21 protein-coding genes are annotated in these 24,521 nt (G+C 57.8%); 13 read left to right on the top strand and 8 right to left on the bottom strand.

From position 1 onward, the window contains the following. Positions 1-3 precede the first annotated feature (3 nt). The 3 genes from RQI55_RS18805 (at position 4) to RQI55_RS18795 (ending at position 2,689) form a co-directional block, all read left to right on the top strand. Positions 4-513 carry a MarR family winged helix-turn-helix transcriptional regulator gene (locus tag RQI55_RS18805; protein WP_243255075.1) on the top strand — a complete coding sequence of 170 codons (510 nt, stop codon included), beginning with the start codon at positions 4-6 and terminating at the stop codon, positions 511-513. A 123-nt stretch (positions 514-636) separates the two neighbouring features. Continuing rightward, positions 637-1,659, top strand: a complete 1,023-nt coding sequence (locus tag RQI55_RS18800) for a LacI family DNA-binding transcriptional regulator (protein WP_192067088.1) — start codon at positions 637-639, stop codon at positions 1,657-1,659. A gap of 73 nt (positions 1,660-1,732) precedes the next feature. Then, entirely contained in the window at positions 1,733-2,689 is a 957-nt protein-coding gene (locus tag RQI55_RS18795) for a 2-hydroxyacid dehydrogenase (protein WP_243255076.1), read from the top strand. A gap of 58 nt (positions 2,690-2,747) precedes the next feature. Here RQI55_RS18795 and RQI55_RS18790 read toward each other — a convergent pair whose 3' ends face one another. After that, a complete protein-coding gene (locus tag RQI55_RS18790) occupies positions 2,748-2,972 on the bottom strand; it encodes an aa3-type cytochrome c oxidase subunit IV (RefSeq protein ID WP_243255077.1) in 225 nt (74 codons plus the stop codon). A gap of 418 nt (positions 2,973-3,390) precedes the next feature. On the opposite strand from RQI55_RS18790, the gene RQI55_RS18785 reads away from it, so the two are divergent. Then, the gene (locus tag RQI55_RS18785) at positions 3,391-3,930 is read left to right on the top strand and encodes a TRAP transporter small permease subunit (RefSeq protein ID WP_192067092.1); all 540 of its coding nucleotides are present in this window, start codon (positions 3,391-3,393) and stop codon (positions 3,928-3,930) included. Positions 3,931-3,959: 29 nt separating this feature from the next. After that, complete coding sequence (locus RQI55_RS18780) at positions 3,960-5,471, top strand: TRAP transporter large permease subunit (protein WP_042617625.1); 1,512 nt, start codon at positions 3,960-3,962, stop codon at positions 5,469-5,471. Between the two features lie 390 nt (positions 5,472-5,861). On the opposite strand, the gene RQI55_RS18775 is transcribed toward RQI55_RS18780, so the two are convergent. Next, positions 5,862-6,968, bottom strand: a complete 1,107-nt coding sequence (locus tag RQI55_RS18775) for a TRAP transporter substrate-binding protein (protein WP_042617624.1) — start codon at positions 6,966-6,968, stop codon at positions 5,862-5,864. A 288-nt stretch (positions 6,969-7,256) separates the two neighbouring features. Between RQI55_RS18775 and RQI55_RS18770 the strand changes: the two genes are divergently transcribed. Further along, on the top strand, positions 7,257-8,012 hold the full coding sequence (locus RQI55_RS18770; protein WP_243255078.1) for a gamma-glutamyl-gamma-aminobutyrate hydrolase family protein: 756 nt from the start codon (positions 7,257-7,259) through the stop codon (positions 8,010-8,012). Between the two features lie 147 nt (positions 8,013-8,159). Continuing rightward, positions 8,160-10,019: an ABC transporter ATP-binding protein gene (locus tag RQI55_RS18765; protein WP_311273246.1), complete on the top strand. Its 1,860-nt coding sequence runs from the start codon at positions 8,160-8,162 to the stop codon at positions 10,017-10,019. Positions 10,020-10,121: 102 nt separating this feature from the next. Here the strand turns inward: RQI55_RS18765 and RQI55_RS18760 are convergent, their stop codons facing one another. Beyond that, positions 10,122-11,021 (bottom strand): tetratricopeptide repeat protein, encoded by a 900-nt coding sequence (locus tag RQI55_RS18760; protein ID WP_042617621.1) that lies wholly within the window; start codon positions 11,019-11,021, stop codon positions 10,122-10,124. 109 nt (positions 11,022-11,130) lie between these two features. Continuing rightward, positions 11,131-11,367, bottom strand: coding sequence for a 30S ribosomal protein S21 (gene rpsU / locus RQI55_RS18755; RefSeq protein ID WP_042617620.1), 237 nt, complete (start codon positions 11,365-11,367; stop codon positions 11,131-11,133). 305 nt (positions 11,368-11,672) lie between these two features. Here rpsU and RQI55_RS18750 point away from each other — a divergent pair, with 305 nt between their 5' ends. Genes RQI55_RS18750 through RQI55_RS18730 form a run of 5 tightly spaced genes read left to right on the top strand, consistent with a single transcriptional unit; the run spans position 11,673 to position 17,149 of the window. Next, positions 11,673-12,926, top strand: a complete 1,254-nt coding sequence (locus RQI55_RS18750) for a sarcosine oxidase subunit beta family protein (protein ID WP_192067099.1) — start codon at positions 11,673-11,675, stop codon at positions 12,924-12,926. Beyond that, a complete protein-coding gene (locus RQI55_RS18745; protein WP_192067100.1) occupies positions 12,926-13,330 on the top strand; it encodes a hypothetical protein in 405 nt (134 codons plus the stop codon). The genes RQI55_RS18750 and RQI55_RS18745 overlap by 1 nt, the downstream gene beginning before the upstream one ends. 9 nt (positions 13,331-13,339) lie before the next feature. Further along, positions 13,340-13,654 carry a sarcosine oxidase subunit delta gene (locus RQI55_RS18740; protein WP_243255081.1) on the top strand — a complete coding sequence of 105 codons (315 nt, stop codon included), beginning with the start codon at positions 13,340-13,342 and terminating at the stop codon, positions 13,652-13,654. Continuing rightward, entirely contained in the window at positions 13,651-16,608 is a 2,958-nt protein-coding gene (locus RQI55_RS18735) for a sarcosine oxidase subunit alpha (protein ID WP_243255082.1), read from the top strand. Before RQI55_RS18740 ends, RQI55_RS18735 begins: the two co-directional genes overlap by 4 nt. Continuing rightward, a complete protein-coding gene (locus RQI55_RS18730; RefSeq protein ID WP_243255083.1) occupies positions 16,601-17,149 on the top strand; it encodes a sarcosine oxidase subunit gamma in 549 nt (182 codons plus the stop codon). Before RQI55_RS18735 ends, RQI55_RS18730 begins: the two co-directional genes overlap by 8 nt. 57 nt (positions 17,150-17,206) lie before the next feature. On the opposite strand, the gene RQI55_RS18725 is transcribed toward RQI55_RS18730, so the two are convergent. Then, positions 17,207-17,836, bottom strand: coding sequence for a LysE family translocator (locus RQI55_RS18725; protein WP_243255084.1), 630 nt, complete (start codon positions 17,834-17,836; stop codon positions 17,207-17,209). An 86-nt stretch (positions 17,837-17,922) separates the two neighbouring features. Continuing rightward, positions 17,923-19,293, bottom strand: coding sequence for an APC family permease (locus tag RQI55_RS18720; protein ID WP_243255085.1), 1,371 nt, complete (start codon positions 19,291-19,293; stop codon positions 17,923-17,925). Between the two features lie 492 nt (positions 19,294-19,785). Here RQI55_RS18720 and RQI55_RS18715 point away from each other — a divergent pair, with 492 nt between their 5' ends. After that, positions 19,786-21,879, top strand: coding sequence for a methyl-accepting chemotaxis protein (locus tag RQI55_RS18715; RefSeq protein ID WP_243255086.1), 2,094 nt, complete (start codon positions 19,786-19,788; stop codon positions 21,877-21,879). A 9-nt stretch (positions 21,880-21,888) separates the two neighbouring features. Here RQI55_RS18715 and RQI55_RS18710 read toward each other — a convergent pair whose 3' ends face one another. Then, entirely contained in the window at positions 21,889-22,377 is a 489-nt protein-coding gene (locus tag RQI55_RS18710) for a MaoC family dehydratase (protein WP_243255087.1), read from the bottom strand. A gap of 92 nt (positions 22,378-22,469) precedes the next feature. Beyond that, positions 22,470-24,419 (bottom strand): glycogen debranching protein GlgX, encoded by a 1,950-nt coding sequence (glgX, locus tag RQI55_RS18705; protein ID WP_243255088.1) that lies wholly within the window; start codon positions 24,417-24,419, stop codon positions 22,470-22,472. Positions 24,420-24,521 lie beyond the last annotated feature (102 nt).

Here is a 24,521-nt window from a genome sequence, read left to right as displayed (position 1 = left end):
CTGATGAGCAAGGATAAGCTGGCCAAAAAGAACAAATCCGAGAAGAAGGCCAAGTCCGGCAAAAAGAAGGATCTGGCGGTTCATTCGGAAGAGCTTGCCCAGACGATTACGCAGGCGGCCCGCTCCATGCGCACGGCGCTCAGCCACAATCTGGCAGCCAGTGGCCTCTATGCGGGGCAAGATGGCGTTATTCTGGCGCTGGCCCAGGAAGGCAGCATGACGCCGGGGCAGATTGCCCAGAAGCTGGGTGTGAAGGCGCCGACCATGACGCGCACGATTGGCCGCATGGAGGCACAGGGCTTTGTCGAGCGCAGTGCGGGCGATGGCGACGGACGGCTGACCATGGTGAAGCTGACGGAGGCTGGCCTGAAGAGCGTCGAGCACATCAACACCTCTCTGGCCGATTGCAATAGCCGTGCTGTGGATGGTCTGTCCGCCAAGGATGTGAAAACGGTGGTCAAATTGCTGCGCACGATTGATGCCAATTTGCAGGCTTTTGAATCAATCGATTAAAATTTGTATTATAGATATTGCCTTGTGTTGAAATCCTTAAAACGGTTGCGGGGATTGTTTAAATTGTTTAGTCACAATTTAAACGCCGCGTGATGGCGGAATGCGTGACCGTGGGAGGCAACTGTGGCGCAGAAGATCAAATTATCGACCATTGCTGAAAGTCTGGGGCTTTCAACCGCGACGATTTCGCTTGCTTTGCGGGATAGTCCGCTGGTAGCCGCCGATACGCGTGAAAAGATCAAGCTGCAGGCGCGCGCGCTGGGCTATATCTACAACCGCCGCGCCGCCAGCCTGCGCACCTCGCGCTCCGGCATTATTGGCGTTGTCTTTCACGATGTGATGAACCCGTTTTACGGTGAAATTCTCAAAGCCATCGAGAGCGAGCTGGACCGCAGCCGCCAGACCTTCATTCTGTCCAACCACTATGATTCCGTTGAAAAGCAGCGCACCTTCATCGAGACGCTGCTGCAGCTTGGTAGTGACGGCATCATCATGTCTCCGGCCATCGGTACGCCTTTGGAAGACATGACGCTGGCTGAGGAAAACGGCATGCCCGCCATTCTGGTGGCGCGCTCCATGGATGGTGTCGATATGCCGACATTTCGCGGCGATGACAGCTATGGCATTTCGCTGGCCACCAACCACCTGATCAGCCTTGGCCACCGCACCATTGCCATGGTGGGCGGCACGGACCAGACCTCGACGGGACGCGACCGGTATCAGGGCTACGTCAATGCGCTGCGCAAAGCGGGCATCGAGGTGGATCCAAACCTGCGTATTCCCGGCGCGCGCTCCAAGCAGGGCGGGTTCGAGGCGGCTGTGAACTTTCTGTCGCTGCCGCAAAAGCCGACGGCTGCCGTGTGCTGGAACGATCTTGTCGCCATTGGCCTGATGAACGGCATTTCACGTGCGGGCTTCGTGCCGGGCAAGGATATTTCGGTCACCGGCTATGACGATCTGGAAGAGGCGGCGATTGCGACGCCGGCGCTGACCACCGTTTCCAACGGGCAGGCAGAGGTGGGCCGGCTGGCTGCGCGTGCGCTGCTGGACAGGCTGGCGGGAAGCCACGAGCCTGACGGTATTCACCTCATCAAACCCGAAATGCGCATTCGCCAATCCACTAGCCCTTGCATTCCGCGAAAGTAGTTTGCGGGTTTCGCTTTTCGTATTGATCGTCTAGCTTGCCCCCCGACGCATTGCAGCAAGGGGTTGTCCAAGTATGTCAGAGAGTAAAGCCGCCGTTCTCGTTCCGGGAAAGATCCATCCACGCGTTCTCGAGCGTTTCGAGGGCAAGGTGGAGGTCATCACAGCGCCCTCGGGGCCAGAGCCGTCGCTGCCAGAAGGTGTTGCCGAGCGCATTAAGGCCGTTGCCGTTTCCGGTGGTTTCAATGCCAAATGGATGGATGCGCTGCCCAATCTTGAAGTCATCGCCAATTTCGGCGTGGGCTATGATGGCGTGGATGTGAAGCACGCCGCTTCGCGCAATATTATCGTGACCAATACGCCAGACGTTTTGAACGACGAGGTGGCTGACACGACGATTGCGCTTTTGATCAGCACTGTGCGGCGCCTTTACGATGCGGAAAAGCATCTTCGCGAGGGCAAATGGGTGGCGGAAGGACCGTTTGCACTTTCGCCATTTTCGCTGCGGGGCCGCAAGGTGGGCCTGTTCGGCATGGGCCGCATCGGCCAGGAAATCGCCAAGCGGCTGGAGCCATTCAAGGTGGAGATCGGCTATCACACCCGCTCCAGACGCGCTGAGCTTTCCTATAACTACTATGGCTCGCTGAAGGAAATGGCGCAGGCGGTGGACGTGCTGATCTGCATCGTTCCGGGCACTGCGGCAACCCACAAGGCCATTAATGCCGATATTTTCGCGGCGTTGGGTTCCAACGGCGTTTTTATCAATGTGGGCAGAGGGTCCAGCGTGGATGAGGATGCGCTGCTTGCGGCGCTGCAGAACGGCACGCTGGGAGCGGCGGGTCTTGATGTGTTTTACGCGGAGCCGAAAGTGCCGGAAGGCTTCCTGTCTCTGCCCAACGTCACGCTGCTTCCGCATGTTGCTTCTGCATCCGTGCCGACACGCAATGCGATGGCCGATCTGGTGGCAGACAATGTGCTGGGTTGGCTTGGCGAGCGCAAGGTGGTGACACCTGTGCCAGAAACGCCTGTCTGAGAGAAGACAAAAGGTCATGGGGGGAGTTGAACTCTCCCCATGCCATCAGGCCAAAGTCTTAGCGCAGCAGTACGAAGCCTGCGACAGAGAGAATGACGAACACGAGCAGGCCACCAAAAAAGCCGCCTGTTGTGAAAAATCCAACGGCCATGGCGATCATCAATACCGTGACGAGCATGGTGCCGTATTTGGCAGCTGCCAGAAAGCCGTCATAGGTTTTTTCGTGCTCGGAATAGTTCATCTTCGCGCCGAGTTCGATCGAGCCCGTATGGTGTTCACTCATGCCAATTCCCCTTCAATGATCAACGCTTCCGCCCGTTACTCCACACGCCCGCTGGCGGCTTTCCTCACATGGCAGACCGTTGCAAAACGCTCCGAAACAAGACCTACATGGAAGTGTTGAAAAACGCAACGGACACAGGCCAGTCGTGGTTGGCCTGTGTGGGACATGCCGCAATTTTGCGGGGCCTGTGGAAAAAGCGTGCAGTGATGCCACAGCAGGTTGCTCAATTCCTCGTAAACCGCCTGTTTGCAAGGGCAAAGGTGCCAATGCCGTTGCATTTTGGCAAGCCACCTCCTACACGAAATGGTGTGGAGGACGTCCGAAGTTACCGCATAGTCGATGCAAGTATCGTCAGAGGGTGACGGTCACGGATGAACCTCTCGCATAGAACCCGCAAAGGGATGGTGGAGGGGAAGGAATGAAGGCTCTTCTGAAGACAAGCGCTCTTATTGACGGGTTCAGTGAGGCGATGGGCAAGTTTGCAGGATACCTTGTCCTGATCTGCTGCCTCGTGAGTGCGGGTAACGCCATTGTTCGCTATATTTTCAATTATAGCTCGAACGGCTGGCTGGAAATCCAGTGGTACATGTTCGCCTTCATCGTGCTGGTGGGTGCGTCCTACACATTGCGGATGAACGAACATGTGCGCGTGGACATTATCTACGGCGCCATTTCCGCCCGCGCCCGCCTCTGGGTCGATATGATCGGCCTAGTCGTGTTTCTGCTGCCGGCCTGTTTTTATCTGGCGTGGCTGAGCTGGCCGATGTTTACCCTGTCACTTGCGCAGAACGAAGTGTCTTCCAATGCGGGCGGCCTGATCCGCTGGCCGGTCAAGTTCATTATCTTTGCGGGCTTTGCCTTGCTCTTCCTTCAGGGAATATCCGAACTGGTGAAGCGCATCGGCGCGCTGAACGGGCTCTATCAGCTCGACACCAAATACGAAAAACCGCTCCAGTAAATCAGGCGCTGACCGCTAAGGATATTTCCATGTTCGAATACGGTATTTTGCCGCCGCTGATGTTCCTGGGCATGATCATTTTCATGCTTTACGGGTTTCCCGTGGCGTTCTCTCTGGCTTCTGTCGGGCTTTTGTTCGGCGTCATCGGCATTTTCACGGAGCATTTTTCTCCTGCCTTCCTGCAGGCGCTGCCGCTTCGCATTTTCGGCATCATTTCCAATGATCTGTTGCTGGCCATCCCCTTCTTCACCTTCATGGGCGCTATTCTGGAACGATGCGGGCTGGCGGAGGATTTGCTGGAGGGCACGGGCAAGCTGTTCGGCGCCATTCCCGGTGGACTTGCCTATGCCGTCATTCTGGTCGGCGCGATCCTCGGTGCCATTACCGGCACGGTTGCAGCATCGGTCATTACCATGGGCGTCATCTCGCTGCCGATCATGCTCAAATATGGCTACAATCCGCGCCTTGCGACGGGCGTCATCGCGGCATCCGGCACGATTACACAGGTCATTCCGCCATCTCTGGTTCTGATCGTTCTGGCCGATCAGCTCGGCAAGTCCGTCGGTGACATGTATCTCGGTGCCATCGGCCCGTCGATCCTGCAAGTCGTCATCTTCATGCTGTTCATCTTCGTCATGTCGAAGCTGCGCCCGAAAGACTTGCCAGCCTTGCCGCCGGAAGCGCGTGGCGAACTGAACCGTGCGCTGGTGTTCAAGGTGCTGGCGGGCATGGTGCCTTCCATCGTGCTGATCTTCCTCGTGCTGGGTACCATCTTCATGGGTCTGGCAACGCCGACGGAAGCGGGCGCGCTGGGTGTTGTCGGTGCCATGGCGCTGGCTGCTGCGCATCGTCGCCTGACCTGGGATCTGGTCAAGCAGGGCATGCACTCCACCATGCACATCACCTCCATGGTGGTGTTCATTCTGGTCGGCGCTACCTGCTTCAGCCTCGTGTTTCAGGGCATGGACGGTTCGCTGTGGATCGAGCACATGCTGTCGGGCATTCCGGGCGGGCCAATCGGCTTCCTGATCTTCGTCAACATCTTCATCTTCTTCCTGGCGTTTTTCCTCGATTTCTTCGAAATCGCCTTCATCGTCATTCCGATGTTGGCGCCGATCGCCGAGTCTCTCGGTATCGACCTCATCTGGTTCGGTGTGCTCATCTGCATCAACATGCAAACCAGCTTCATGCATCCGCCCTTCGGATTTGCGCTGTTCTATTTGCGGTCCATCGCACCCCGAAGCGTGAAGACATCCGACATCTATATGGGCGCGATACCGTGGCTGGGAATGCAGCTCATTCTCGTTGCCATCGTGATCTTCTGGCCCGAATCCGTGACCTACTGGCTGGACAAGGCACCTGCTGTGGATCTCAATACGATCAAGATCGATGTGCCCTTCGGCAACTCAGGTGGCAATACGATGCCAACTTTGGGGCCGAATTTCGGCCTGCCACCGATGGATGGCGCGCCAGCACAGCCGGGCGGAAATGGACTGCCCGGAATGCCGAACCTGAACGAGCCGCCGAAGATCGGTCCGTGAGGGAAACACTTGTTACGTGTGGAATAACGGATTATATTGGTGAAGTGGAAGGCAGGGTTGGCGCCCTACCTTCCGTTTTACTACTTGCTCAGAAATGTTAGCCGGACAGCTATTGACCAGCCTGTCCGGCTTTTTCTAAACAATAGCGTAATGCTCAGCGGCTTTCGCATCGCATCACCTCCACAGTTGAACAGCAAGGCCGTTGCCAAGGTCGTCGAGGCCCATCATCGCCGATACTCCGGCTGGTAACGGAGTGTGCTACTTGAGCGTTCAACTTTCGCGATCATATGGTTGTCGGTGTATTTGTCGAGAGGGTGCAACCCTTTCGGGCAAAATAAAACCCGGACCTTTCGATCCGGGTCTATGTGTCTCACCTGATATTGATGTCGGTTAGAGCTTGCCGTTGCGCTGCTGGATCATCATGAATGTATCGAAGGTGTATTCAGCAAGCTGCATCCACAAATAGCCCTCGCGCTTGAAGGCGACCTGATCTTCGTAGATCTTCTTGAAGTCCGGATTGACGGCTGAGATTTCGGCGTAGACTTCCAGTGCTGCCTTATAGCAGGCATCCAGAATATCCTGGCTGAAGGGGCGCAGCGTTGCACCTTCGGACACGATCTGCTTGATCGCGATGGGGTTTTTGGCGTCGTATTTTGCCATCATGTTGGTGTTGGCGAAGGAGCAGGCATCCTGCAGGATGGCCTGATAGTTCTTGGGCAGGGCGTTCCACTTGTCCAGATTAACGAAGGAGTGAATGACCGGGCCGCCTTCCCAGAAGGCCGGGTAATAATAATATTTCGCCACTTTCTGGAAGCCGAGCTTGTGGTCGTCATAGGGGCCGACCCACTCAGCGGCATCGATGGTGCCTTTTTCCAGCGCCGGATAAATATCGCCACCGGCGATCTGCTGCGGCACGACGCCGAGCTTTTCGACCACCTTGCCAGCCAGACCGGCAATGCGCATCTTAACGCCCTTAAAGTCTTCGACCGTGTTGATTTCCTTACGGAACCAGCCGCCCATCTGGACGCCCGTATTGCCTGAGATCATGCCGTAGAGATTGTGCTTGGCATAGAACTCGTTGAGCAGCTTGTTGCCATTGCCCTCATAGAACCAGGAGTTCGTGAGGCGCGCATTGAGACCGAATGGAATGGCCGTGCCGATGGCGAAGGTTGGGTCCTTGCCGACATAATAGTATGAGCAGGTGTGGCACATTTCCACCGTGCCGGATGAAACGGCATCGGCTGCTTGCAGGCCCGGCACGATTTCGCCGCCTGCAAAAACCTGAATGTTGAAATTGCCGTCTGTTGCGGCCTTCACGTGGTTGGCGACATCTTGCGCGCCGCCGAAAATCGTATCGAGCGATTTTGGAAACGAAGAGGTGAGGCGCCATGTGATCTTGGCATTTTGTTGTGCAATTGCCGGTGCGGCAAGAACCGTTGCGGCAGCAACGCCTGCGCCGGAGACAGCACCTTTTTTGATGAATGAACGACGATCCATAAATATCCTCCCAGATATTGATCTGACCGATAGGCGAATTCCCCTCCGCTATCTGGCATGGCCAGAGAAAAGCACGCCCCCGCACGGCTGACAAGCATCTCCGCCAAGAATAAAACGCTGTAACTGCTTTGTTGTTACGGCAATTTCGTCAATACAAGCAGTCAACGGAAATCTGAAGAAGAGACATCAGACTTTAGGTGAAGACTGGGCTTCACTCCGACAGCGCAGGCGCTTGACGAACGGCGTTTCCGGTTTCAAAACAGGTGAACCATCCAAGCCGGAGCCTCCATGTCCAGACCCATCATCGCCATTCCCGCCGATATCAGACATCTTGATGGTGCCGACTGGCATGCCGCGCAGACACAGTATCTTTCCGCCGCATTGCATGTGGCCGACGTGATGTCCTTCATCGTGCCCGCCTTTGAAGAGGGCAATGATGTCGACGCCATTCTCGACCGTGTGGATGGGCTGCTGGTGTCGGGTTCCGCCACCAATGTTCACCCCTCGCTTTACGGTGTCGAGGCGAAAGACAGCGACGGACCCTTCGACCCCGCCCGTGATGCGACGAGCCTTGCGCTCATCCGCCGGGCGATCGATCGTGGCATTCCGATGCTGGCCATCTGTCGCGGCATTCAGGAGTTGAATGTGGCGCTGGGTGGTACGCTGGCCAGTGAAATTCAGGAGCAGCCGGGCGTGTGGGACCACCGCAAGCCTGATGATGCAAACCGCGACGTGGCCTATGCCATTCGCCAGCCGGTCCACATCCGCGAGGGCTCCTGCATTGCCACGCATCTGGGCATGAGCGGCGAGGTGCAGATCAACTCGCTGCACCGCCAGGCCATCGCCAAAACCGCGCCGCGCCTTCAGGTGGAGGCGACGGCGCAGGATGGAACGATCGAGGCGGTTTCCGTGATCGATGCGAAAGGCTTTGCTGTGGGCGTGCAGTGGCACCCGGAATATTGGGCGCATACGGACGCACCCTCGCGGGCGCTGTTTGAAGCCTTCGGCAAGGCGGTGCGGCAATACCAGGCAGGAAAGGCCTGACGGGCAGCCTGGAGAATATTGGCGCCGTCAAGCGGGTCCGGTTCGGCGAAATGCAGGAACAGGGTTCTGAAAGATTGCAATCCATGGTTTAATGTCAGCGATTCTTAATGTCGCTCGCGTCATTCCAGTTGCTTTCGCAGGACCGCCATGGCTTTTTCAGACTTTGTGTATCGTCCGTTTGAAAGGCTGATCCGGCCGCTTGATATTGCCTACCGGCCAATCCCTGATAAGGGGCCGTTTCATGTGCTTTTGCATTTCGTGCGGATGTTTCGGGGTGTGCTCATCGCGATCTCTGTCTCTGCGATGTTGATGGAAGCCAGCAATCTCTTTCTGATCTGGAGCTTCTCATCGATTGTTGACGGGGTAACTGCCAAGGGGGCGGAGGCCTTTCTGGTTGAGGACTGGCCTCTTCTGGCTGTCATGGCGTTTCTGCTGTTTCCCGTACAGCCCATCCTCACATTCCTGGCCAACACGCTGTCATCGCAAACGGTTGCGGTGGGAATGCCGGCGGCCATTCAGTGGCAGGGCCACAAGGCGGTTGAGCGGCAGGACCTGCGTTTCTTTCACGACCTGTTTGCCGGGCAGGTCGCCTCCCGGCTTTCGCAGGCTGCGTCTGCCGTGCAGACCCAGGTCATTGTCGCATTTTATTCGATACCCTATTTTCTGATCCAGTTTGTCGGCTCGCTCGTGCTGTTGAGTACGGTTGCGTGGCCGCTTGCCCTGCCGGTGCTGATCTGGATTATTCTGAGCATTCTGATTGCCGCGAAAGCGGTGCCGAAATTTGCCGACGCCGCTCGCCACTCGGCCAAAAAGCGCAGCCTGCTGGTGGGGTCGATGACCGATCTCTACGGCAACATCCAGATGGTCAAGCAATTTGCCGCCGAAGACAGCGAGGCGGGAAGCCTGCGCAAAGTTTTTGCAGAGGTCATATCAACGCAGCACAGCGAGCGGCGGGTCTATCTGACGACCAGCATCGCCATTCTCCTTCTCAGCGTTCTCCTGTGGCTTGCTATGTTGGGTATAGGCTTCTGGGGCATGCTGGATGGTTTTGTGACCACCGGCCAGTTTGCGGGATCGATCTATCTCACGCAGCGGCTTTCAGGCAATGGCCGCGCCTTTCTCGATATGGGCCAGCAGATCTTTCAGGCGATTGGCACCATCCGTGATGCGATGCCCGTGATGACGACACCGCCGACCATTGTCGATGCGCCTGATGCTGCAACGCTTGCTGTGAAGCGGGGCGACATCAGGTTTGAGGGCGTGCACTTCGGATATCGGGAAGGTGCTGATGTGATCAATGACCTGTCACTGCATGTGCGGGCGGGTGAGAAGGTCGGGCTTGTCGGGCTATCGGGTGCTGGAAAAACCACGCTCATCAATCTGCTGCTGCGCTTTTACGAGCTGGAAAAGGGCGATATCAGCATTGATGCGCAGAGTGTCAAAGCGGTGACGCAGGCGAGCCTTCGCGAGAATATCGGTGTTATTTCCCAGGATGTTTCGCTGCTGCACCGGTCCGTCGGCGATAATATCCGATATGGCAAGCCGGATGCATCGGCTGACGAAATCGATGCTGCGGCGCGGGCAGCGCAGGCCCATGACTTCATCGGCGATCTGACCGATGGCGAGGGCCGTCGCGGCTATGAAGCCTTTGTCGGAGACAGGGGCGTCAAGCTTTCCGGCGGGCAGCGCCAGAGGGTGGCCATTGCGCGGGTGCTGTTGAAGGAAGCGCCTATCCTCATTCTGGACGAGGCGACATCGGCGCTCGACAGCGAGTCCGAGGCCGCGATCCAGGAGAAGCTCGACCTGTTGATGGCGCACAAGACGGTGATTGCGATTGCCCATCGCCTGTCCACGATTTCTCGGATGGACCGCATCATCGTGCTGGACCGGGGCCGGATCGTGGAAGAAGGAACGCCTGCAGGCCTGATCGAGCAAGGTGGGCTTTATGCAAGGCTTTGGCAGAGGCAGACCAGCGGTTACATCGCCGATGAGGATGAGGGGGCGTGAACGTGGTGCGATGGCACCAATGCCAGCATCTTCTAACCACTCAAACAAAAAGCCGGAGGCAAGGCATCCGGCTTTTTGTTTTTGATAATGTTGAGTGTTCAACTACGAGGCGCGTACGCCGCCCCGGGTGCGGGCGAGGCCATCGACAGCTGGCTTGTATTTCGGGTCCAGGCGGGCGGCGTGGCCGTAGGATTTTGCGGCCTTGTCGCGTTCGCCACGGCGCTCATAGACGAGTGCCTGGTTTGCCCAGGACTCAGCCAGATCACCATCGAGAGCGATAGCGTGGTTGAAGTCTGCAAAGGCGTTCTCATCGTCATTCATGGCGACATAGGAGATGCCACGGCCGTTGTAAGGCTCTGGCGAATTTGGCGACAGCGAGATGGCCTTGGAGAAGTCTTCGATGGCCTGTGTGTGCTGGTTGCGGACCTGATAGATCAGGCCACGATTGTGCCAGGCGCGACCATCGGTCGTATCCAGGCTGATAGCGGAGGAGAAGTCATTGAAGGCTTCGTTGATGCGGCCTGTCTGGCGATAGAGATTGCCACGGCCGATCAGTGCCACATCATAGCTCGGATTGATCTGCAGTGCGCTGTTGTAATCCTGCAAAGCCAGTTGCTGCTGGTTCATGTTGCGATAGACGAGGGCGCGGTTGGCATAGGCCTGGTAAAAACGCGGATTGAGCTGCAAGGCGCGCTCGAAATCTGCGATGGCGCGCTTGGAATCGCCAGCACGGCCATAGGCGGAGCCGCGAACATTATAGCCTTCAGGATCCTGCGGATTGGCATTGATGACCGAGGTCAGCGACGCGATGTTGCCTTCCGAGCCCTGTGCCCGATCAAGCTGGAATACATCATTTGTTTGCGGGGAGGAGGTGGCGCAGCCCGACAGGGTTGCAAGAACACCGCAAATAACGAGAGAAGGCAAAAGCCGCATGTTTTTTCTCTGGGATACGCCGCTTGCAACAAACGGATTTCGGGAAGCACTTGTATCAACAGCGTTCATGCGATTTGGGTTCCCTCTACCAATCCCGGTCCACGGTCATAAACTCAAAGAGCGGCGGCGAAAAATCGCCCCCGCCCCATAAACATTCAAAAACGTCGAAAAAACGACCTTATGCGCGAGCCGCTGGTGCACGTGGGCCTGCGATCAGACCTTCGCGCTGCATGCGCTTGCGGGCTAGCTTACGAACGCGGCTAACACCTTCGGCCTTTTCGCGTGCACGCTTCACAGACGGCTTCTCAAAGTGGTCACGCAGTTTCATCTCGCGGAAAATGCCTTCGCGCTGCATCTTCTTCTTGAGAGCGCGAAGCGCCTGATCAACATTGTTGTCGCGGACTAGTACCTGCACGTGAATCCCGTTCCTTTGGTTGGTTATTTTGCCGTGTGAATTGGCATTCGCAAGCAAACAAAAAATCGTTCGGTTGGCCGTGAGGCCGCGCGAGTGGTGGGGTGCAATACCAGATTGTCTCCCGAAAGTCCAGCGATTAACTGTGTTTAAAGCCCTAAAAAGCACCGTCTGAGCCATTCCAGACGCCCATGTCGATACTTTATAGTGGCACGTCGCAAAATGAACATTCCCGGTCTAATTCATTTGCCATGTGTAGTGTTCTGCCGGAAGAGTATCCAGCCCGGCTTCAAGGAGTGGTTCGCCCAATGCGCAAATATTCGGTTTTCGCCGTCGCTCGTGAGGCCCTGCGTGGACACAAGGGTTGGGATGCGCAATGGGCCTCTCCCGAACCGCGCCAGTCCTACGATGTCATCATCATCGGCGGCGGCGGGCATGGCTTGGGTGCAGCCTATTATCTGGCCAAGGAACACGGCATTACCAATATTGCGGTGCTGGAAAAGGGCTGGATCGGTGGCGGAAACAGCGGGCGCAACACCACCATCATCCGCTCCAATTATCTCTATGAAGAGAGCATGGATATTTACGAGCATTCCCTGAAGCTTTGGGAAGGCTTGAGCCAGGATCTCAACTACAATGTGATGTATTCGGCGCGCGGCGTGATGATGCTGTCGCACAATGTGCATGACCAGCAGAGCTTCAAGCGCCATATCAATGCCAACCGCCTCTACGGCATCGACAATGAGTGGCTGACGCCGGAACAGGCCAAGGCCTACTGTCCGCCGCTCGATATTTCCGCCAATGCCCGTTACGCCATCAATGGTGCGGCCCTTCAGCGCCGTGGCGGCACGGCGCGCCATGATGCCGTGAACTGGGGTTATGCCCGTGCAGCATCCGACCGTGGCGTGCATGTGATCCAGAACTGTGAAGTGACGGCAATCCGGCGCGGGCCTGACGGTGCGGTGACGGGTGTGGAAACCAATCGCGGCTTTATCGGTGCCAAGAAGATTGGTGTTTCGGCGGCGGGCCATTCTTCCGTTGTCATGAAAATGGCCGATGTGCGGGTGCCGCTTGCCTCCAACCCGTTGCAGGCGCTGGTCTCTGAGCCGCTTAAGCCGATTTTCCCCTGCGTGGTCATGTCCAACACGGTGCATGCCTATATTTCGCAATCCGACAAGGGTGAGCTGGTGATTGGTGCGGGCACGGACCAGTATAATTCCTATTCTCAGACCGGTGGTTTGCAGATCATCACCCACACGCTGGATGCGATCTGCGAGCTGTTCCCGATTTTCCGCCGGGTTAAGATGATGCGCCAATGGGGCGGCATTACCGACAACACGCCTGACCGTTCCGCCATTCAAAGCCTGACGCCGGTGCCGAACCTGTTTTTGAATTGCGGTTGGGGCACGGGCGGCTTCAAGGCGACGCCGGGCTCGGCGCATCTGTTTGCGCATCTGATTGCGCGTGGTGAGCCGCATAAATTGGCGGAAGGCCTTAATCTCGACCGTTTCCGCACGGGACGGCTGATTGATGAGGCGGCAGCGGCGGCGGTGGCGCATTGATGATGCCGCAAGCGCTTCTTGCCGCAGCCGTTGCGACCGCGCCATTGCCGGTCAGCACGCTTGTGCCTGAGGTGCAGGATTTTCGCGTTCAGGCCATAGCCAAGGCGCAGGGCGAGGAGAACTGGCCGTTTGTGGCGAACAAGGGAATGCTTCTCTGCGCGCCCGTGATTGGCGACAAGGCGGTCTATTTCGTGGCGGAAAAAGAGGATGGCGGGCAGGAAGCGCCTGTCGTTCTCAACATTAACCCGATGACGATGGCTGTCGTCAATCTGGGTAAGACCAAGGTTTTCCGCGCCTTTAGCAGTGTCGATGAACTGATGAGCAGGCTCTACCCCTATATTACCATGGGAAAACGCCTGTGTGACCAACCCGCCGGAACCATCGTTCCGGAAAGCTCTCTTTGAGGCAAGAACATGCTGTTGATCCGTTGTCCCTATTGTGAAGATGAGCGTTCCGAGCTGGAGTTTCGCTGGGCGGGCGAGGCGCACATTGCGCGGCCTCAAAACATTTCCGCTGTCACCGATGAGGAATTTTCGGAATATTTCTTCATGCGTGACAATGACAAGGGCATGGTGTTTGAACGCTGGCGGCATATTCACGGCTGCGGGCGTTTCTTCAATGCGGCGCGCCACTCCGTGACCGACAAGATCCACCTGACCTACAAGGCGGGTGAGCCGAAGCCAGATGAGGCGACGATCATGGCTGCAAGTGAAGGAGCGGCACGATGAGCGGCGCTTATCGCATCAAGGGCGCTGGCCGCCTGACACCTGCGCGGACAGCGCGGTTTACCTTCGATGGCAAGATCCACACCGCTTATCAGGGTGACACGGTGGCCTCGGCACTTCTGGCCGATGGTGTGCATCTGATTGGCCGTTCGTTCAAATATCACCGTCCACGCGGGTTTTTATCCGCCGGGCCGGAAGAGCCGAATGCGCTGATCGATGTTTCCAGAGACAGCAGCCGCAAGCAGCCCAATGTGCGCGCCACGGTGCAGGAAGTGTTCGATGGCGCGATTGTCTCGTCGCAGAACCGCTTTCCGTCGCTGTCTTTCGACGTGGGTGCGGTGAATGATTTCCTGTCCCCCATGTTCGTGGCGGGCTTTTACTACAAGACCTTCATGTGGCCGAAGGCTGCCTGGGACAAGCTCTATGAGCCGATCATCCGCCGTGCAGCGGGCCTTGGCAGTGCGCCGAAGGAAGGTGACAACGACCATTATGCAAGCCGTTTCGCCCATTGCGACGTGCTGGTGGCCGGTGGTGGCGTTGCCGGTCTGACGGCAGCACTGGCTGCGGCAAAGACCGGCGCGAAGGTCATGCTGGTCGATGAAAACTCTGATATTGGCGGCGCGCTTCGCTTCGATACCGGCGCGACCATCGACGGCCTTAACGGCTACGACTGGGCGCAGAAGGTTCTGGCCGAGTTGAAAGCCATGCCGAATGTGCAGGTTTTGCAGCGCACGACCGTGTTCGGCTATTACAACCACAATTTCATCGCTCTTGCCGAGCGCGTGACCGACCACCTTGCAACACCGGGACATCAGCCGCGCGAACGCCTTTGGCAGGTGCGGGCAGGCAAGGTGGTCATGGCGACAGGTGCTATCGAGCGGCATATGGTGTTTGCCAATAATGACCGCCCGGGCATCATGCTGGCATCGGCCGCGCGCACCTATCTCAACCATTACGGCGTGACTGTTGGCCACAATGTCGGTGTCTACACCGCCCATGACTCGGCCTATGAGACGGCCTTCGACCTGAAGCGGGCTGGTGTCGCCATTGCCGCCATTGTGGATTGCCGCGCCAAGCCGGATGCGAAGCTTCTGGATGAGGCGCGCACGCTTGGCATCGAGGTGCTGGCAGGCCACAGCGTTTATGATACGGCGGGGCGTCTGCGGGTTTCCTCCATGACGGTGGGTCGCAATGGCGGGTCATCGAAGCGCAAGATCAAGGTCGATGCGCTCGTGGTTTCCGCTGGCTGGACGCCATCGGTGCATCTCTTCTCGCAATCACGCGGGAAGCTGACATATGACGCGGAAAACCAGCGTTTTCTGCCAGATATACATGTGCAGGACTGCGTTTCCATCGGCGCCTGCAATGGTACGGATGATCTGAGCGCTCTCATTGCCGAAGCGGCAGCAGCTGGCGGCGGTGCGGTGGAGTTTTCCGCCAGCAATGCGCATGAATGGACCGGCGGTATGATCGGTGCTGCCGAAGGGGCTGGCGAAGGCGACAATGTCAAAGCCTTCATCGATTTCCAGCATGATGTCTGCGCCAAGGATATTCGCCTTGCGGTGCGCGAAGGCATGCATTCCATCGAGCACATCAAGCGCTTCACCACCAATGGCATGGCGTCCGATCAGGGCAAGATGTCCAACATGCACGGTCTGGCAATCGCATCCGAAGCCTTGGGCCGCGATCTGCCCAAGGTGGGGCTGACGACATTCCGTGCGCCCTATACGCCCGTCACCTTTGGTACGCTGGTTGGCCATTCCCGTGGCAAGCTGTTTGACCCGGCCCGCAAGACGCCGATGCATGCGCTGGAAGAGGCAGCTGGGGCCGCCTTCGAGGACGTGGGCAACTGGAAGCGTGCGTGGTTCTACCCGCGTGCCGGCGAGGACATGCACCAGGCCGTGAACCGCGAATGCAAGACGGTGCGCGAAACGGTGGGCGTGTTCGATGCGTCAACACTGGGCAAGATCGAGGTGGTGGGGCCGGATGCGGCGAAGTTCCTCAACCTGCTCTACACCAATGCCTGGGACACGCTGAAGCCCGGCCGCTGCCGCTATGGCATCATGACCCGCGAAGATGGCTTCGTGTATGATGACGGTGTTGTCGGGCGTCTGGCCGAAGACCGTTTCCATGTGACGACGACAACCGGCGGTGCGCCGCGCGTGCTGCACCATATGGAAGACTATCTCCAGACGGAGTTTCCGGAGCTGAATGTGTGGCTGACATCGGCCACCGAACAATGGGCCGTGATTGCCGTGCAGGGGCCGAAGGCGCGCGACGTGATCGCGCCGCTGGTCGAGGGCATCGATCTTTCGCCGGAAGCCTTCCCGCATATGGCCATTGCCGAGGGCACGATTTGCGGCGTGCCGACACGACTGTTCCGCGTGTCTTTCACAGGCGAACTTGGTTTTGAAATCAACGTTCCTGCTGATTTCGGCCCTGCCGTGTGGAAAGAGATTGCGCAGCGGGCTGAAGCCGTGGGCGGTTGTCTCTATGGTACTGAGACCATGCATATTCTGCGTGCCGAAAAGGGCTATATCATCGTGGGTCAGGATACGGATGGTACCGTGACGCCTGACGATGCGGGGCTTGGCTGGGCTGTTTCCAAGAAGAAGACGGATTTCGTCGGTATTCGAGGCTTGCAGCGTCCTGATCTGACGCGGGAAGGGCGCAAGCAGCTTGTCGGCCTTCTGCCCAAAAATCCGCATGACGTGCCGGAAGAGGGTGGGCAGATCGTGGCCGATCCCAACCAGCCAAAGCCGATGACGATGCTGGGCCACGTGACATCATCCTATTGGTCTGAAAATCTGGGACGTTCCATCGCCTTCGGGCTGGTGGCTGGTGGCCGGGCGCGGATGGGCGAAACGCTCTATATTCCGCTGGCCGACAAGACGATTGCCGTTGAGGTGACGGACATGGTGTTCTTCGACAAGGAAGGGGGCCGCATCAATGGCTGATCTTATAGTGGCAAACCGCACATCGGTTCTCGAAGGCGCGCGCGCCGGGTCTGCAAATGTCTCGATCAAGGTTGCAGCGCCAGCCTACAGGCTTTCACTGCGCGCCAAGGCGGATGCAGTGACGGAGCTTTCCCAAGCACTGGATATCAGCCTGCCGCAGACGCCCAAAACGTCTACAACCTCGGCGCTGCGTGCCGCGCTCTGGCTCGGGCCGGATGAATGGCTTGTGATCGACCAGGGCGAAAGCAACCTGATGGAAGCCTGCGCCAGCGTTACACAAGCCCATTCCGCCACCGACGTTTCCCACCGCAATGTGGCCATGACAGTCTCAGGCGAAGGTGCGGAAGCCACACTGAACGCCGGATGCCCGCAAGATCTCTCGCTGGAAGCCTTCCCCGTCGGCGCATGCTCGCGCACGCTGTTCGGCAAGGCGGAAGTGGTGCTCTTGCGCGTCACCGAAGACACGTTCCGGGTGGAGTGCTGGCGCTCCTTTGCGGACTATGTGTTCGGCTTGCTGGAAGAGGGCGCACGGGACGCTTGAGGCGTTTTGTTGCCGACAAGCGTCAGGCAGAAGTTACACTCCGCCTGACATGTTTTCTCAAGGTCTGCTTCCCAATGCCAGACGGCATGCCAAGCCGGTAAATACGCTCGCCAGCAAATATTGCGGCAGCTTCGGAAAACGGCTGACTGCGGAGAGCCGGTTACGGATGCTGGTGCCTAGCAGGATGACCGCGCCATTTACCAGAAAACCTATGCCATTCAGGATGCTGGCGAGGGCCACGGTCTGGATGAGCATGGAGTCATTCGGATCGATGAATTGCGGGAAGAGAGCCAGCACGAACAGTGCCATTTTCGGGTTGAGGATGTTGGTCGCCAGACCCTCGCTGAAAATGCGTTTTCCCGACAGTTTTTTAAGACCCGTCGATGGGGCAAAGGCTGAGCTTTTCGAACGAATTGTCTTATATGCCAGATATAGCAGGTAGGCGCATCCCGCCCAGCGTACGATCTCATAGGCAAGGGGCACGGTCACAAACAGTTGGGACAGACCAAGGGCTGCAGCGATTGCGTGGCAATATGTGCCCGCTGCTATTCCCGCATAGGTTAGAAAACCGGCTGAACGGCCTTGGCTGACACTGCGTGATGCAATCAGCAGCATATCAGGACCAGGCGTTGCCGTCAGCACGACTGCGGCGGCAGAGAAGAGCATGAGGGTGGAGAAGTCCGGCATGGAATTTCCTTTGAAATGGGAGCCGGAATTCCGATTTATCACCGTGGGTATGGAATGCAACCATGCCCACGGCGTATTTGCGTTCTTTAAACTGCTTTACGCTGCATCTTCATGAAGCTGATCGTCGCGAGCCATAGCAGCACGCCAATGAAGAGCAGCACACCAGCGATGGAATATTGCACCGGGTCGCGGCCTGTCCATGGGCCGACGAGGAAGAAACAACTAGCGGCGCCGATGATCGGCACGATGGTCGGGGTGCGGAAATGGTTGTGTTCCACCTTGTCCTTGCGTAGAACCAGAACAGCGATGTTGACGATGGTGAAAACACCCAGCAGCAGCAGCGCCGTGGTGCCACCCAGTGCGGGCACGCCGCCTGCAAAGGCGATGAGGCCGATGGCGATGATGGATGTGAAGACGATGGCGATATAGGGGGTCTGGCGCGCCTTGTGGACCTTGCCGAGCGCTGGCGGCAGAACGTTCTCGCGGCTCATGCCATAGATCAGGCGGCTTGCCATCATCATGTTGATGAGCGCGGAATTGGCGACGGCAAACATGGTGATGACACCGAAAATGCCGATGGGGAAGTTTGGTGCGCCGGCTGCAACGACTTTCAGCAAGGGCGTTTCACCTTCACCAAGCTCGGCTGCGGGAACCAGCGTGATGGCCGAGATGGCAACGAGAATGTAGATGACGCCCGTTATCGCAAGGCCGCCTAGAAGCACCTTCGGGAAGATACGCGAGGGCTGCTTGCACTCTTCAGCCATATTGACCGAATCCTCAAAGCCGACCATGGCGAAGAAGGCAAGCGTAGTGGCTGCTACCACCGACCACATGACGCCGCTATCGCCCGCAGGCTCAAACGTCCAGACTCGGGACACGTCTCCCTGACCGTTGCCGATGGCCCAGAAGCCAATGCCGATAATGATGAGAAGGCCGGTCAGTTCGACGACCGTCAGCACCACATTCATCTTCACGCTTTCGCCCACGCCGCGAAAATTGATGAGCGCGATGGCGGCGATGAAGGCGATGGCGACACCCGTGACGCCGAAGGCACCAAAATCAAACCCCGTGACGGTCGTGAAATTGGCGGCAAAGGCGCGCGACGCTGTGGCGGCGGACGTGACGCCCGATGACATGACGGTAAAAGCGACCAGAAACGTGATGAAATGCACGCCAAAGGCCTTGTGCGTGTAAAGCGCTGCACCGGCAGCCTTGGGATATTTCGTCACCAGTTCCAGATAGGAGCAGGCGGTGAGCAGCGCCACGCCGAAAGCGATGAGGAAGGGAAGCCAGACAACACCTCCGACTTTTGCGGCAACCTGACCCGTTAGCGCGTAGATGCCGGTGCCCAGAATATCCCCGACGATGAACAGGAGCAGAAGGCCGGGGCCGATGACCCGCTTGAGCTCCGTTTTCGGCTCGGACGTATCGTCGACCTGCGTGACCGGTGTTGCCATGAATTTTTCCCCCTCAAAGCATGTTTCCTTCAACGCGGAGTGCGCTGACGGGTTCCGGGCTTGGGACGAGAAAAGTTGCGCACAATGCATGTTTCCTCAAGCGGTGCACAAGAAGAGCATGAGGATGGAGACATCCGATATGGAATTTCGGTTTGAAATTGGGGTCGGAATTCCGATGTTTCGGCGCGGGGCACGGATTGCAACCATGCGGAGGAAACGATTCGTTTGCGTTATGGGGTGATCGCTATCTCAGAAAGTAATGCGAGGAAGTTTTATTGGTGAACTTTCAAAATCAATTGACGAACTGCAAGCTTGATGACGTCTAAGACTGGCAATTCGATAATTTTATCGGTTTTTTCTGCCGTTTCCCCGTAATTCCAAGGTTATTCGGCAAATTCAATCTGTAGTTTAATAGTTTATTTATCCAGCGGAGTAGACTGTCATAAAACTGTCATAAAACTTTCACAATCGACCGTAAGCGAGGAAATGCCAATGTTTCTTTCGAGGTTTTCTATTGCTGCCCGCACATGGATGCTGGCGTTTTTTTCTCTGCTTGGAATGTTGAGTGTTGGATTTCTGTTCTGGGATGCTCAGGAGTTTGAAGAACACACAGAAGAACAACTCAGTTTTTCAAAGAAGATATCCGATCAGGTGACGGAAGCTGGATATCTCTTTCAAAATCTTCGTTTGAGTGCAGGACGGTTTTTACAATCGCCGACGGAAGAGCTTGAAAAGCAGGTGGATGCCCGCCACGCCAAGCTTGTTGCCGCGGTGAATGCCCCTTTGGCCGCGCTTGCGCCTGACACCGCCGAGGCAAAGCAATTGGTGCTTTTGCGCCAGCAGGTGGATGTCTATGGCGCAGCGTTCAAGCGGCTGGCTGGAACCACGCGGGAGCTCGGCTTTACGGCGGATGATGGTTTGCAGGGCCAGTTGCGCGGCGCCATCCATGCCGTGGAAAAGATATTGACCGGCAGTAACAATCCGACTGTGGAAGTTCTGCTGCTGAAAGCCCGCCGCTATGAGAAGGATTTCATGCTGCGCGGTGAGCAGAAATATATCGAGCAGCTCGACAAGAGTGTCGATGCCATGGAGGCGCTTCCCGCTTCCACCTATGCGGCGGGCCAGAGCGCGGATATTTCGGGTCTGTTGGAAAAATATCGCAAGGCTTTTCATGATTTTGCAGAGCGGTCGGTTTCCCAGCGCACGATGACGGAAGAGCTGCGGCAGATGGAGCTGCGACTTGATCCGCAATTTGAAGCGCTGAGGCAGTCTCTTGCTTCAACGCAGGCGGCAACGGAGGCTGCTGCCACTGCCGATAATGCCCGCCGGATGCTGATTCTGATGGGCACGCTTGTGGTTGCCGCTGCGGTGCAGCTGGCTCTGGCGGTTATTGTCGGTCGCTCCATCGTTCGACCTTTGCGCGGACTGACCCAGGCCATGAGCCATCTGTCCGCCGGGCAACTGGATGTCGATATTCCCGGCAAGGGAACCGGTCACGAATTGGGAAGCATGGCGGAAGCCATGGAGATTTTCCGCTCCAACTCTTTGCTGAAAGAAAGCCTGGAGGCAGAAACAATTGCACAGCGCGAGGCGGCCGAGCGTGAACGCCACGCCAACGAATGGCAGGCGCAGCAGCGGGTTTCTCAGCTGGACCATGCAACGGCCCTTTTGGGGCAGGGTTTGCAGGAACTGGCCAATGGCAATCTTGCTTTCTCAATCGAAACGCCGCTGGCGCCGGAATTCGAGCGGTTGCGGCAGGATTTCAACCGCTCCGTGGCAGAGCTGGCCAATACGCTTTCCACCGTGGTGGAGGCTGCCCATTCCATCGATGGAGGTGCGGGCGAAATCAGCGGCAGTGCTGCCGATCTTTCCAGCCGAACGGAACAACAGGCTGCCTCGCTTGAGCAGACGGCGGCGGCGCTTGATCAGATCACGACCAACGTTCAGGGTTCCACCGAGCGCGTGCAGGATGCGCAACAAGTGGCCGGGCAGGCGCAGCAAAGCGTGGCAGATTCCGCTAAGGTTCTGGCCCGCATGACCGAAGCCATGTCGCTGATTGAAAGCTCATCGCAGCAGATTACCAGCATCATCACTGTTATCGATGAGATTGCTTTCCAGACCAATCTTCTGGCCTTGAATGCCGGTGTGGAGGCGGCGCGTGCTGGGGAGGCTGGTCGTGGCTTTGCCGTCGTTGCGCAGGAAGTGCGCGAGCTGGCACAACGCTCCTCCAAGGCGGCCAGGGAAATTCGTCTGCTGATCGGGCAATCGGGCTCTCATGTGCGCGGCGGTGTGGAACTGGTGACGGACACGACGCAGGCGCTTGGCGAGGTTCAGGTGCATATTCAGACCATCAACGAGCACATGGCCTCCATCGGCATTGCAGCCAAGGAGCAATCGACCGGCCTTGCCGAGGTCAATGCTGCGGTCAACCAGATGGATCAGGTCACCCAGCGCAATGCCGCCATGGTGGAGGAAGCGACAGCCGCAAGCAACATGCTGGCGCAGGAAAGCAAACGTCTGCGCGAGATGATCAGCCGCTTTGCTTTGGCTGATAAGCGGCACGGCCAAGTGCGCAAAGCGGCATAAGGCGCGCGCTCAATCGTCTTCTGGCCTGTCTTCCGGGTTGAACTGGCTGATGGTGGTCCAGCGGGCGGTGAGGGCGGGTTTTTTCTCGTCTTCGATTTCCACGGTCACGTCATAGGTGGTCATTAGCATGGCTGCGCCGCGAAAGCGGGCTTCGGCGAGGGTGAAATGGCCGCGAATGCGGGCGCCGCTTTTGACCGGGGCGACGAAGTGGAGTTTGTCGAAGCCGTAATTGATGCCCATGGTCTGTTCGCGGATCTTGGGCAGGGCGCTGTAATTCATGGCAGACAGGAGCGACAGGGTGAGAAAGCCGTGGGCGATGGTGCCGCCAAAGGGGCTCTCGGCTTTCGCCCGCTCAGGATCTGTGTGGATGAACTGGTCATCCTGCGTTGCCTTGGCAAAGGCATCGATCATGGGCTGATCAACGGTGATCCAGTCGGACACGCCGACTTCGGTATCGACAAGGTTTTTGACCTCGGACAGAGAGATTTCCTTGGGCATGGTTGCTCTCGATGTTTGTTATCTCAGGGGTAGTGTCAGCACATTCAGTAGGAATGACTCTAACGAACAACAGGCTTTTTGCAACGCAGCAATCAGCCCTGCCGGTAGAACACCACCGAGCGGGCCGGGAGATAGGCCGGGTTGCCGAAATCCGTGCCCATGGGCTGCCATTGTCCCGGCAGCGTGAAGGGCACGATATCGTGGCTGCGGTTGAAGAGGATGGAAAGGCGTGTGGCTTGATCCGTCTGCGTGTCATGGGTTTTGAGCAGCATGGCAAGCGGCGTGCCATCAGATCTTTCCCAATCCGCCACCGTCATCGGCTCGCCGGATGGCGAGAGCCACTCGACATCGTCGCTCAGGCTGGAGAAGAAGCCGGCCTCGCTGAATACATCGAAGCGTTTGCGCAGGGAGGTGAGAAAGGCGGTGTGCTCGATCAGTTCCGGCGAAAGGGAAGACCAATCCACCCATGTGATGGCATTGTCCTGACAATAGGCATTGTTGTTGCCCTGCTGGCTACGACCGCCTTCATCTCCCGCTGTGAGCATGATGGTGCCACGGGTGACGAACAGGGTGGAGAGCATGGATTTGATGTCTGCAATCCGGGCGGCCTGGATCGCCGGATCGTCGCTCAGGCCCTCAACGCCATTGTTCCACGAGAAGTTCTCGTTGTTGCCGTCGCGGTTGTCCTCGCCATTGGCTTCGTTGTGCTTGTGGCTGTGGGAGACAAGATCGTAAAGCGTGAAACCATCATGGGCGGCGAGGAAGTTGATGCTGCGGGTTTGCGTGCGGTTGTGGCGAGAGAAAATGGCGGATGAACCCGCCAGCGCATCGGCCAGCGCGCCGGTGGTTGCGGCATCGCCGCGCCAGTAACGGCGCAGATCATCGCGGGCGCGGTCGTTCCATTCGAGAAACTGCTCCGGGAAATTGCCGAGCTGATAGCCGCCGGGGCCGATATCCCACGGCTCCGCAATCATCACACGGTCATGCAGCAACGGATCGGCGTGGATGGATTTCAGGGTTTCGCTATCCGCATCGAAGCCTTTTGCGGTGCGGGCGAGAATGGGGGCGAGATCGAAGCGGAAACCGTCTATGCCCGCATGGGCCACGAAGTGCCTGAGTGTTTCGACGATAAGCTGGCTAATTTGCGGATGATCGCAGGCAAGTGTGTTGCCGGTGCCGGTATCGTTGACCAGCGTGCCGGGATCATCAGGCAGATTGCGATAATAGGTGAGGTTATCCAGCCCGCGCAGCGACAGGGTGGAGCCGAAGCGGTCGCTTTCGCCCGTGTGGTTGAAGACGAGATCGAGGATGACGCCGATACCCTCTTCATGCAGCGCGGCAACCGTACCCTGCAATTCATCCATGCCACCGGGGCACAGGCGCGGATCGAGCGCCATGAAGCCGACGGGATTATAGCCCCAGCCATTGGTAAGACCGAGCGGGGGCAGGTGACGCTCATCAATCCAGGCGGTGATCGGCATCAGCTCGATGGCATCGACACCGATGGTCTTCAGGTGTGCGATGATGGCGGGATGGGCGAGGGCTGCGACTGTTCCCCTGATCGTCTCGGGCACATCCGGGTGCAGCATGGTGAGCGGCTTGACGGCCACCTCATAGATCAGACCACCGCGCGAAAACAGCGGCCCTTGCCGCTCCACGGGCTTGTGCTGCGAGACGATGGCTTTGGGCATGACGTGAGCGGTGTCGGTGCCGAAGGTATAGAGCGCGGCATCATGGGCGAAGGGTCGGTCGATCTCAATGGCATAGGGGTCGAGCAGAAGTTTCGACGGGTCGAACCACAGGCCATGGTCAGGCGCATAGACGCCATCGGCGCGAAAGCCGTAGCGGGTGCCGATGGGGGCATCTGTGGTGAGGTGGTGGATGTCATTTTCATCGCGCTGCATGGGCAGGCGGGCGGTCTGTGTATTGCCGGTTGCATCGAACAGGCAGAGGTCGATCTGCGAGGCGTGGCGGGAATAGACGGAGAATGCAGTGCCGTTTGCCGTGAGGGTTGCGCCTGATGGGGAAACGGTGGGGGGCATTGTGTGTCCGTTCGTCTTTAAGGTTTGTGGGTGGGGCTTACCCCCCTCTGTCCTGCCGGACATCTCCCCCACAAAGGGGGAGATCGAATCTAGGCTCCCCTT

The sequence above is a fragment of the Rhizobium sp. WCS2018Hpa-16 genome, assembly GCF_031843705.1.
GTDB lineage: Bacteria > Pseudomonadota > Alphaproteobacteria > Rhizobiales > Rhizobiaceae > Agrobacterium > Agrobacterium tumefaciens_C.
The sequence above is the reverse complement of the archived record's forward strand: the minus strand, read 5'-3'. Positions and strand labels throughout refer to the sequence as shown.

Coding starts and splice junctions, on each gene's coding strand:
- RQI55_RS18765 (WP_311273246.1), top strand. CDS start 8,160: ATGGCTTTTTCAGACTTTGTGTATCGTCCGTTTGAAAGGCTGATCCGG.
- RQI55_RS18760 (WP_042617621.1), bottom strand. CDS start 11,021: ATGAACGCTGTTGATACAAGTGCTTCCCGAAATCCGTTTGTTGCAAGC.
- RQI55_RS18730 (WP_243255083.1), top strand. CDS start 16,601: ATGGCTGATCTTATAGTGGCAAACCGCACATCGGTTCTCGAAGGCGCG.
- RQI55_RS18725 (WP_243255084.1), bottom strand. CDS start 17,836: ATGCCGGACTTCTCCACCCTCATGCTCTTCTCTGCCGCCGCAGTCGTG.
- glgX (WP_243255088.1), bottom strand. CDS start 24,419: ATGCCCCCCACCGTTTCCCCATCAGGCGCAACCCTCACGGCAAACGGC.
- RQI55_RS18770 (WP_243255078.1), top strand. CDS start 7,257: ATGTCCAGACCCATCATCGCCATTCCCGCCGATATCAGACATCTTGAT.
- RQI55_RS18775 (WP_042617624.1), bottom strand. CDS start 6,968: ATGGATCGTCGTTCATTCATCAAAAAAGGTGCTGTCTCCGGCGCAGGC.
- RQI55_RS18735 (WP_243255082.1), top strand. CDS start 13,651: ATGAGCGGCGCTTATCGCATCAAGGGCGCTGGCCGCCTGACACCTGCG.
- RQI55_RS18805 (WP_243255075.1), top strand. CDS start 4: ATGAGCAAGGATAAGCTGGCCAAAAAGAACAAATCCGAGAAGAAGGCC.
- RQI55_RS18795 (WP_243255076.1), top strand. CDS start 1,733: ATGTCAGAGAGTAAAGCCGCCGTTCTCGTTCCGGGAAAGATCCATCCA.
- RQI55_RS18710 (WP_243255087.1), bottom strand. CDS start 22,377: ATGCCCAAGGAAATCTCTCTGTCCGAGGTCAAAAACCTTGTCGATACC.
- RQI55_RS18745 (WP_192067100.1), top strand. CDS start 12,926: ATGATGCCGCAAGCGCTTCTTGCCGCAGCCGTTGCGACCGCGCCATTG.
- RQI55_RS18790 (WP_243255077.1), bottom strand. CDS start 2,972: ATGAGTGAACACCATACGGGCTCGATCGAACTCGGCGCGAAGATGAAC.
- RQI55_RS18785 (WP_192067092.1), top strand. CDS start 3,391: ATGAAGGCTCTTCTGAAGACAAGCGCTCTTATTGACGGGTTCAGTGAG.
- RQI55_RS18740 (WP_243255081.1), top strand. CDS start 13,340: ATGCTGTTGATCCGTTGTCCCTATTGTGAAGATGAGCGTTCCGAGCTG.
- RQI55_RS18750 (WP_192067099.1), top strand. CDS start 11,673: ATGCGCAAATATTCGGTTTTCGCCGTCGCTCGTGAGGCCCTGCGTGGA.
- RQI55_RS18715 (WP_243255086.1), top strand. CDS start 19,786: ATGTTTCTTTCGAGGTTTTCTATTGCTGCCCGCACATGGATGCTGGCG.
- RQI55_RS18780 (WP_042617625.1), top strand. CDS start 3,960: ATGTTCGAATACGGTATTTTGCCGCCGCTGATGTTCCTGGGCATGATC.
- RQI55_RS18720 (WP_243255085.1), bottom strand. CDS start 19,293: ATGGCAACACCGGTCACGCAGGTCGACGATACGTCCGAGCCGAAAACG.